6 protein-coding genes are annotated in these 8770 nt (G+C 71.1%); 3 read left to right on the top strand and 3 right to left on the bottom strand.

What is annotated here, in order from left to right; translation table 11 throughout:
- Together KUM44_RS36095 and KUM44_RS36090 are read right to left on the bottom strand one after the other, a co-directional pair.
- Positions 1 to 1532: sigma-70 family RNA polymerase sigma factor (locus KUM44_RS36095; RefSeq protein ID WP_217213989.1), on the bottom strand; the 1532-nt coding region annotated here is incomplete at its 3' end.
- Between the two features lie 310 nt (positions 1533 to 1842).
- On the bottom strand, positions 1843 to 2619 hold the full coding sequence (locus tag KUM44_RS36090; RefSeq protein WP_217213988.1) for a TetR/AcrR family transcriptional regulator: 777 nt from the start codon (positions 2617 to 2619) through the stop codon (positions 1843 to 1845).
- A 386-nt stretch (positions 2620 to 3005) separates the two neighbouring features.
- Between KUM44_RS36090 and KUM44_RS36085 the strand changes: the two genes are divergently transcribed.
- Positions 3006 to 4385, top strand: coding sequence for an NAD(P)/FAD-dependent oxidoreductase (locus KUM44_RS36085; RefSeq protein WP_217213987.1), 1380 nt, complete (start codon positions 3006 to 3008; stop codon positions 4383 to 4385).
- 230 nt (positions 4386 to 4615) lie between these two features.
- On the top strand, positions 4616 to 6265 hold the full coding sequence (locus KUM44_RS36080; protein WP_217213986.1) for a SpoIIE family protein phosphatase: 1650 nt from the start codon (positions 4616 to 4618) through the stop codon (positions 6263 to 6265).
- Between the two features lie 134 nt (positions 6266 to 6399).
- Here the strand turns inward: KUM44_RS36080 and KUM44_RS36075 are convergent, their stop codons facing one another.
- A complete protein-coding gene (locus tag KUM44_RS36075; RefSeq protein ID WP_217213990.1) occupies positions 6400 to 7668 on the bottom strand; it encodes an MFS transporter in 1269 nt (422 codons plus the stop codon).
- A gap of 132 nt (positions 7669 to 7800) precedes the next feature.
- Here KUM44_RS36075 and KUM44_RS36070 point away from each other — a divergent pair, with 132 nt between their 5' ends.
- Positions 7801 to 8349, top strand: coding sequence for a MarR family winged helix-turn-helix transcriptional regulator (locus KUM44_RS36070; protein WP_217213985.1), 549 nt, complete (start codon positions 7801 to 7803; stop codon positions 8347 to 8349).
- Positions 8350 to 8770: the final 421 nt, after the last annotated feature.

Here is an 8770-nt window from a genome sequence, read left to right as displayed (position 1 = left end):
ACGACCGGGGCGGGCGGGGGCGGGGGAGTAGGCGTGGGGGTGGGCGTCGGTGTCGGTGTGGGGGTCGGCTTCGGTGAGGGCGTGGGTGTCGGACCGGGTGTGCGCGTGGGCCTCGGGGTCGGGGAGGGAGTGGGCTCGGCGGCCGGTTCGATCGCCGGCGGTCGAGGAGCGGGCTCCTTCCGCGAGGGCTCCGGCTCCGAAGGCTCCGGTGGCGTGGGCGTCGGCGTCTCCTCGACGATGGGGGAGGGGACGGGAGGCTGTTTGGCATCGGTCTTGTCGGCCGGTCTCTCGTTGCCGGCCAGCGCGAGCACGATCGCCGCCGCGACGCCCACCGCGGCCACACCGGCCGCGATACCGGCCTTCACCGGCGCGCCCAGCCCTTCGGAGGCCGCCGCGCCGCCCCCGGAGCTCGCCCCGCCCGAGGAACCGCCGCCGGCCGCCGAGGCCGCCCCCGCGGCACCGGCCGCGCCGACCCCGGCACCCCCGGCGATGAGCCCGGCCGCCTTGGCGTACCCGGCGGCGCCGAACCAGCCGATGACCGCGACCGGCACGACGGCGGGGATACCTCCGGCGACCTCCTGGATCTGGCCCGCGGCCAGCCGGCACTTGGCGCACTCCTCCAGGTGCTTGCGCAGGCCCCGCTCGGCACGCGTGCGCAGGCTGCCGCGGGCGTAGGCGCCGAGCCGGTCGGCGTGGCGGGCGCACTCCTCGTCACTGGCGAGGCTGGCGCTGACATGGGCCTGGAGGTAGGCCTGCTTGAGCCCTTCGCGGGCGCGGCTGGCGAGCACGCGCGTGCCGTTGGCGTCGAGCCCGAAGAGCGTGGCGACCTCGCTCGGCGACTCGTCCTCGACCTCGGTGTGCCAGAGCACGGCCTGCCAGCGCTCCGGCAGCGACCGGAAGGCCCGCATGGCCATGGACTGCTCGGCCTCGTGCATGGCCCGTACGTCGGCGCCAAGGTCGAGGGTGTCGTCGGACATCTCGGAGGCCCGCGCGGACTGTGCGGCGAACACCGCGAAGTCGTCGACCAGCTGCTCCCGCCGCGCCGACTTCGTCCAGTCCGCCGCGGCCCGCCGGATCGAGGTGAGCAGATACGCGCGTACGGCGTGCTCGGGGCCCGAGCCGCCGCGCACGGCCTGGAGCATGCGGGCGAAGACCTCGGCCGTCAGGTCGTCGGCGGTGTGGGCGTCGCGGCAGCAGGTACGCGCGTACCGGCGCACCGCCTCCGCGTGGCGCCGGTACAGCTCCTCGTAGGCGGTGTCGTCACCGGAGCGCATCCGCGCGATCAGGTCGGCGTCCGACGGCGGCAGCTCGCGGGGCGGCGGCACTTCGCGCGGCAGAGGCAGCGTGCTGTCCTCGCGCCGGTCACGCTGTGCCGGGACGCTGCCCTCCGCACGTCCGTCCGTACGGCCCGGTGTGCGGCCCTCCAGGGGGTCGGCGCCCGGTGGCAGGTCCGCCCGTCCGCCCTGACTCGGCACTTGCGGAGTCGCCGAGTCATCGTCACCGCGTGACTCGTCCCACCCGTCAACGCTCATCGCGGAAAGCCCCCGCTGCCAGCTCTACCAGTCCCGGACACCGGGTCAGGGTGCCATATCGGCTTTTGGCCAGGGACCACCCGTACGGACATCCACTCGTCCGTGGGGACTTCCCACAGCGCAGTACTGGCCCCCGCCCGTACGGGCGGGGCTCAAGCAGCGTTCGCCGGGCGGGAGTTGAGTGCCGCGTCGCGACCTGCCCGGCCTGTTCGGTGAGGGCGTTCGAGGCCAGGGCCGGCCCAGCACCCCGCCTCGCCGTCACCCCTTCGCATCACTCGCCCTTCGACGGCGCGGTCTCACCCGGGCCGGGTCACGCCTGAGGGCGCGACCGCAACCCCTCCAGCAGGATGTCGAGCAACCGCGCCGAGGCCGCCGCCTGCTGCGCCGCGTCCGGCAGCGAGGGCGCCGCCGTGGCGATCACCAGCAGGACGTCCGACACCGAGACGTCGGCCCGCAGCTCACCCGCCGCGCGCGCCCGCTCCACGAGCTGGCCCACCACGTCGAGCAGTGCCGCACCCGCGTCGTCCACCGCGTCGACCGCGCCCGCCGACGACTGCTCGGGCACCAGCCGCAGCTCACCGGTGCCCGGCTGAACCCGCTGCTGCGGCACCCGGCCCTCGTCGAGTGCGACGCCGTCCTCGACCCCGACCCGCAGCACCTGCGGCGGCAGCAGCCGGCCCGCACCCGAGGCCACCGACGTGCGCAGGAAGCGCGAGAGCGCCGACCACGGCTCGTCCTCCTGACCGAGCGCGGCACGCGCCTGGTCGGTCAGCCGGGACGTCTCCTCCTCGGCTATCCGCCGCACCAGGACGTCCTTGCTCGGGAAGCGCCGGTACACCGTGCCGACGCCGACCCGCGCGCGCCGCGCGACGTCTTCCATCGGCGCGCCGTACCCCAGCTCGCCGAAGACCTCGCGCGCCGCACGCAGCACGTGCTCCAGATTGCGCTGTGCGTCCACGCGCAGCGGCGTCGTACGCGAGGCGTCCCCGCGTCCGTTGCCCGCAGCCGCGCTGATCGTGCCGCCCACCGCCGCGCCGCCCGATGTGATGGCGGATGCGGAAGACCAACGTGAATCCTGAACATGCATAAGCGATCCCCCGGTAATGACGTCTCCCCCCGGAGACTCTCCCCGTCATTGCAAAGCCGGAGCGTCGCGGAACAAGCCCGGACAAACGGGCCCGCCCTGTGTGACTCACGGACCCGATGAGCGCATCCCCCTACACCCCGTCGACACACGAACATAGTTGAGAGGGAGTCAATTCAGAAGGGGGAGGTTCCGCACGGAGCGCCCCTCGATCGGAGTACGAGGCGTTTACGCCCTGATTGCGCCACCTGCGCCCCCCCGGCGCACACCCATTGACCTGCGGACTTTCCATGCACTCCGGCAATTCGGCCAAACCGCGCCGTCGACGGCCTCCGGTCACACAAATTGTCGAGCCTGTGGACAAACGCAAGCGCCGGGTGCGTCATGGGATGGTGAAGGAACGTGCGCGCATTCTCGTTGTCGGCGGCGGCTACGTCGGGATGTACACGGCCCTGCGTCTCCAGCGGAGGCTGAAACAGGAACTGGGACGGGGCGAAGCCGAGATCACCGTGGTCACTCCCGACCCGTACATGACCTATCAGCCATTCCTCCCCGAAGCGGCCGCCGGCTCGATCTCCCCGCGCCATGTCGTCGTTCCGCTGCGCCGTGTGCTGTCCCGGTGCCGGGTCATCATCGGCGAGGCCACCGCCATCGACCACGCGGGGCGCACCGCGACCCTCACCACCCTCGCCTCCGAGGAGGAGGGAACGGGCAGCGAACAGCTCTCCTACGACGAACTCGTCCTCGCCCCCGGCTCCGTCGCGCGCACCCTGCCCATCCCCGGCCTCGCCGACCACGCCATCGGCTTCAAGACCGTCGAAGAGGCCATCGGCCTGCGCAACCACGTCATCGAACAGATGGACATCGCCTCCTCCACCCGCGACCCCGCGATCCGCGACGCGGCCCTCACCTTCGTCTTCGTCGGCGGCGGCTACGCGGGCGTGGAGGCACTCGGCGAACTCGAGGACATGGCCCGCTACGCCACGCGCTACTACCACAACGTCCGCCCCGAGGACATGAAGTGGATCCTCGTCGAGGCCTCGGACCGCATCCTGCCCGAGGTCGGCGAGGACATGGGCCGCTACACCGTCACCGAACTGCGCCGCCGCAACATCGACGTACGTCTGCACACCCGCCTGGAGTCCTGCGCGGACCGCGTCGCCGTCCTCAGCGACGGCGCCCGCTTCCCGACCCGTACGGTCGTCTGGACGGCCGGCGTCAAGCCGCACCCGATCCTCGCCGCGACCGACCTGCCACTTAATGAGCGCGGCAGGCTCAAGTGCACTCCCGAGCTGACGATCGAGGGCACGACGCACGCGTGGGCCGCGGGAGACGCCGCCGCCGTCCCCGACGTCACCGCGGACGAACCCGGCAAGGAGTGCGCCCCCAACGCACAGCACGCCCTGCGCCAGGCGAAGGTCCTGGGCGACAACATCGTTCACGCCCTGCGCGGCGAACCCCTGGAGACGTACGCCCACAAGCACGCGGGTTCGGTCGCCTCCCTCGGCTTCCACCAGGGTGTCGCACAGGTCTACGGGCGCAAGCTCAAGGGCTACGCTGCCTGGTTCATGCACCGCGTCTACCACCTCAGCAGGGTGCCGACCTTCAATCGCAAGGCCCGTGTCCTGGCCGAATGGACCCTCTCGGGACTCTTCAAGAGGGAGGTCGTCTCCCTCGGTTCACTCGAACATCCCCGAGCGGAGTTCGAACTCGCGGCCGGTGGAAAGCCTCCTCTCAAGCCGGAAGACGACCCGAAGGGGTCGTCCTGACCGGACTCAGGAACTCCACCGACGGGGCAGGCGTCTGACGGGTGTCGGCCAGGCCGGCCGCACTGCCAGACTGATCCCCAACCGATCCCGACCCCGGACGGGCACCCGCCCCGCCCTACGACCCACAAGGCTCTCCCCACAGTGCTGCAACCCGGGGGTGCTGGTGCCACCCCTCAGACCCCAGGCCGGGTCCGGAGCTGGCCGAAGACGACGACACGAGGCAAGGATTCGTGAACTTCACGCGCTGGAGCGCCCGGCTCCCCGGAACGCAGCGCCGCGCCGCAGCGCGGACCGAACCCGCTGCGGCGGTCACCCAGGACCGCCGGGGAGAGAGCCCGGGCGCCGTCCCCGCGGCCCGCGCCGAACACCTCACCGACGAGGCCAAGCCGATTCCCGCCGTGGACGAACTCCCGGTCCGCGAGGTCCTGGACCGAGTCCCGGCCCTGGTGGCCCTGGTCCACGGCACCGACCACCGTCTGGCGTACGTCAACGACGCGTACGTGGCAGCCTTCGGCGTACGCCCTCCGGGCGAACCGGCCCGCGAGGCCCTCCCCGAACTGGCCGAACTGGGCCTGCTCCCCCTTCTCGACCAGGTCCTGCGCAGCGGCAAGCCCCGCACCCTCAAATCCCGCAAGGCCCCCGACGGCCGCTGCTACACCTTCACCTGCACCCCCGTGACGGAGGGCGACGGCGGCGTCCTCGTCTTCGCCACCGACGTCACCGACCACGCCGAGGCCGCCGAACGCCTCCGCGCCAGCGAACGCCGCCAACGCGAAACGGCCGTCACCCTCCAGCGCTCCCTCCTCCCCCAGGAGCTCGAAGAACCGGACGACCTGCGCATCGCCGCCACCTACCACCCCGGCGGCACGGAGGCCGCGGTCGGCGGCGACTGGTACGACGTGATCACCCTGGGCGGCGGGCGCACAGCGCTCGTGATCGGCGACGTCATGGGCAGAGGAGTACGAGCAGCCGCGGTGATGGGCCAGCTCCGCACAGCGGTGCGGGCCTACGCCCGCCTGGACCTCCCCCCGCACGAGGTCCTCCAGCTCCTGGACGGCCTGGCGACGGAGATCGACGCCAACCAGATCGCCACCTGCGTCTACGCCGTCCACGACCCGAACGAGGGCCGCCTGGTCTACGCCTCCGCCGGCCACCTCCCCATCCTGGTCCGCGACGAGAACGGCGACGTCCAGCGCGCCGACGAACCCACGGGCCCGCCCCTCGGCACCGGCGGCTGGATGCACACGTCCGGCTCGATCGCCCTGAGCCCCGGTTCCACGGCGGTCCTCTACACCGACGGCCTGGTGGAACGCCGCGACGAGGACCTGGACGAGGGCATCGCCTCCCTCGAACGAGCCCTGGCCGGCGCCACAGGCACCCCCCAGGTCATCTGCGACCGCCTGGTCCGAAGCGCGGGCGTAACGGCGGACCACGACGACGACGTGGCGGTCCTGGTCCTCCAGCACCCCGCCCGCACCGGCCCCGACAGCGACCTCTTCCGCAACGCCGCCCTGGAACTCCTCGGCGGCATCGAGGCGGCCCCCCGCGCGCGTGCCTTCGCCTCCGGCGTCCTCACCAGCTGGCGCTTCCCTACCGACCTCCACGACCTGGGTGTCCTGGCCGCCAGCGAACTGGTCGCCAACTCCCTCCAGCACGGCACCCCGCCCATGCGCCTACGCCTCCGCCGCACCGACCGCCGCCTGATCATCGAGGTAACAGACGGCGACGACCACCTCCCCCGCCGCCGCCGAGCGGAACCGGCCGACGAGTCCGGCCGAGGCATCGCCATCGTCGCGTCCATCTCCTCAGCCTGGGGCTCCCGCAGAACCCCGGGCGGCGGCAAGGCGGTGTGGTGCGAGTTCGTACTACAGAGACCCTGACCTTCCAGCCCGTCCGGCGTTTGAGGACGAGACCGTAGGCCGACGGGGGTCCAGGGGGCGAAGCCCCTTGGCGGGGAGGAAGGGACGGAGCCCCTTCAAGGGATGGGACGGGTAGGGGCGGCGGGGGCGAAAACTCAGGCGTGCGCCCGAGACTGCCCAGAAGCGGCCCCAGCGCCCTGCGCCACCACCCGGCTCCTCCCCAACCACGGCTGATCCTGCACAGCACTCAGCTGACGCCCCAACCGCACCGCGAGCCAGGTGATCCCCAACGAGAACAACAAGAACGTCACCACATACGGCCCATGCAGCGCCGCCCCCATGGGCCCACCCACAGCCGGCCCCAAGGCCAACGCAAGCTGCTTCACCAGGGCAAACGCAGAGTTGTACTGCCCAGCCATCCCCTCCGGCGCAAGATCTGCCACCAGCGGAGCAACCGTCGGCGACAACATCGCCTCACCCAGCCCGAACAACGCATACGTCGAGACGAAGGCAGCCGTAGCCATCTCCTGGCTCCCGTGCCCCAGCCCCGCATACCCCGCCGCAACCCACGCCACGGCCCAGATCAACCCCACAGCCGCGATCACCCGCGACCGCCTCCGCCGCTCCACGAACTTCAGCACGGCGAACTGCGCCACCACGATCATCGCGGTGTTGGCAGCCAACGCGGTCCCCAGCGCCGACGTGGAAACCCCGGCCGCCTCGACCCCATAAGCGCTCAACCCCGACTCGAACTGCCCGTAGCAAGCGAAGAACAGCACGAAGCCCAGCACACACAGCTGCACCATCGCCCGGTTCTGGAGCAACTGCTTCCAGCTCCCCTTCCCCGCCGCGGCCCCCGGCGCCCCACCGATCCGAGGCGCACGCGGCATCCGCACGGTCGCCATCACCACCACGAGCAGCAGGAACATCGCCGCCTCGATGGCGAACAGCAGCGTGAAGGACGAAACACTGGTCGCGTCGACGAGGTGCCCCCCGATCAGCCCCCCGACCCCCAGTCCCAGGTTCTGCAGAAAGAACTGCGTCGCGAACGCCCGGGACCGAGTCTCCGTCGCGGAGCAGTCCACGATCATCGTCGCCAGCGCCGGCTGCATCACGGCCTGCCCCGCCCCGAGCGCGGCCGCCGACAGCAGTACGGCCGCCGCACTCCCCGCGAGCCCCAGGCTCAGCGCTCCGAGCGCGGCAGTGACCAGGGCGGTGAGCAGGACCGGCAGCGGGCCCCGCCGGACGATGGCCCGCCCGGCGAACGGCAGTACGACCAGCGCCGCCACGGCGAAGACGGCGAGGACGAGCCCCGCCGTCATGGCCCCCAGCCCCCGTACCTGCGCCACATAGACGTACAGGTAGGGGACGGTGAAGCCGAGCCCGAACGCGCTGAGTGCGTTGCCCACGTGGATCCGGCGCATCGCTGCGCCCATCGCCCTGGTCACGTTCACCTCTCTCGATGCAGATCTGAAGACTTCAAAGCTAAAGTTCGAAGCTAAAGAGTACACATGCAAGGACTTCAACGCCAAGCAGACCCATGCGATACTCGGCCCATGGGCGACACCGACGGCATCGGCGAACCGACACTCGAAGAACAGATCGCCGCCTACCAGCGCGAGTTCCAGGACCTCGACCCCCAGGTGGAGAAGGTCGTCTCGGCGCTGTCCCGCCTGAACCGCCGCATGAACGTCGCCTACGGCCGGCAGACCGCGGCGCTCGGCATCAGCAACGCCGAGTGGGAGGTCCTCAAGGCCCTCGTCCTGTCCGGCGCCCCGTACCGCATGGGCCCCAGTGACCTCGCCAAGCGCCTCGGCCTCACCCCGGCCGCCATGACCCACCGGATCGACCGCATGGTCGCCGAGGGTCTGGTCACCCGGGAGCGCGACGAGTCCAACCGCGTCCGCGTCATCGTCGAGCTCACCGTCGAGGGCAGGGAGAAGTGGCTGGAGGCAATGCGGCTCGCGTCGGTCTTCGAGGAGGAGCTGCTCCAGGACCTCTCCGCCGAGGAGCGCACCACCCTCGGCGAGGTCCTCACCCGCCTGCTCCGCAGGGTGGAGCACGCCCAGCCGGACGCCGGCGGACGCCTCAGCGACCTGGACTGACCAGGCCCGCAGCACCGCCGGAAAAGATCTTGACAAGGGGTTCTTGACAGCCCCCTCCCGGATCCGTAAAGTTCTTCGGGTTGCCGCCGAGCCGTAACGGTTCTGCGACAGCACCTCCCGCCGCGGAAGCGGCAAACCAAACCACCAGCACGATCTCCTCACGGGGTTGATTTCGGCGTGCCCGAATTCAATTCGAATTGGGGCTCGGCGGCCCGATTGGGAATCGCCGAGAGGATCCGCTAAGGTTTGAGACGTCGGAGCGGCCCAACGGCCGCGAAGACAAGCCCCGCTGACTGGGAGTCAGGCCCGAAAGGATCTGATAGAGTCGGAATCGCCGGAAAGGGAAACGCGAGAGCGGGAACCTGGAAAGCACCGAGGAAATCGGATCGGAAAAGGATCTGATAGAGTCGGAAACGCAAGA

This window comes from Streptomyces sp. AC550_RSS872, assembly GCF_019049285.1.
Taxonomy (GTDB): domain Bacteria; phylum Actinomycetota; class Actinomycetes; order Streptomycetales; family Streptomycetaceae; genus Streptomyces.
Note: the sequence above shows the minus strand (reverse complement) of the source record. Positions and strands in the feature narration are given on the sequence as shown.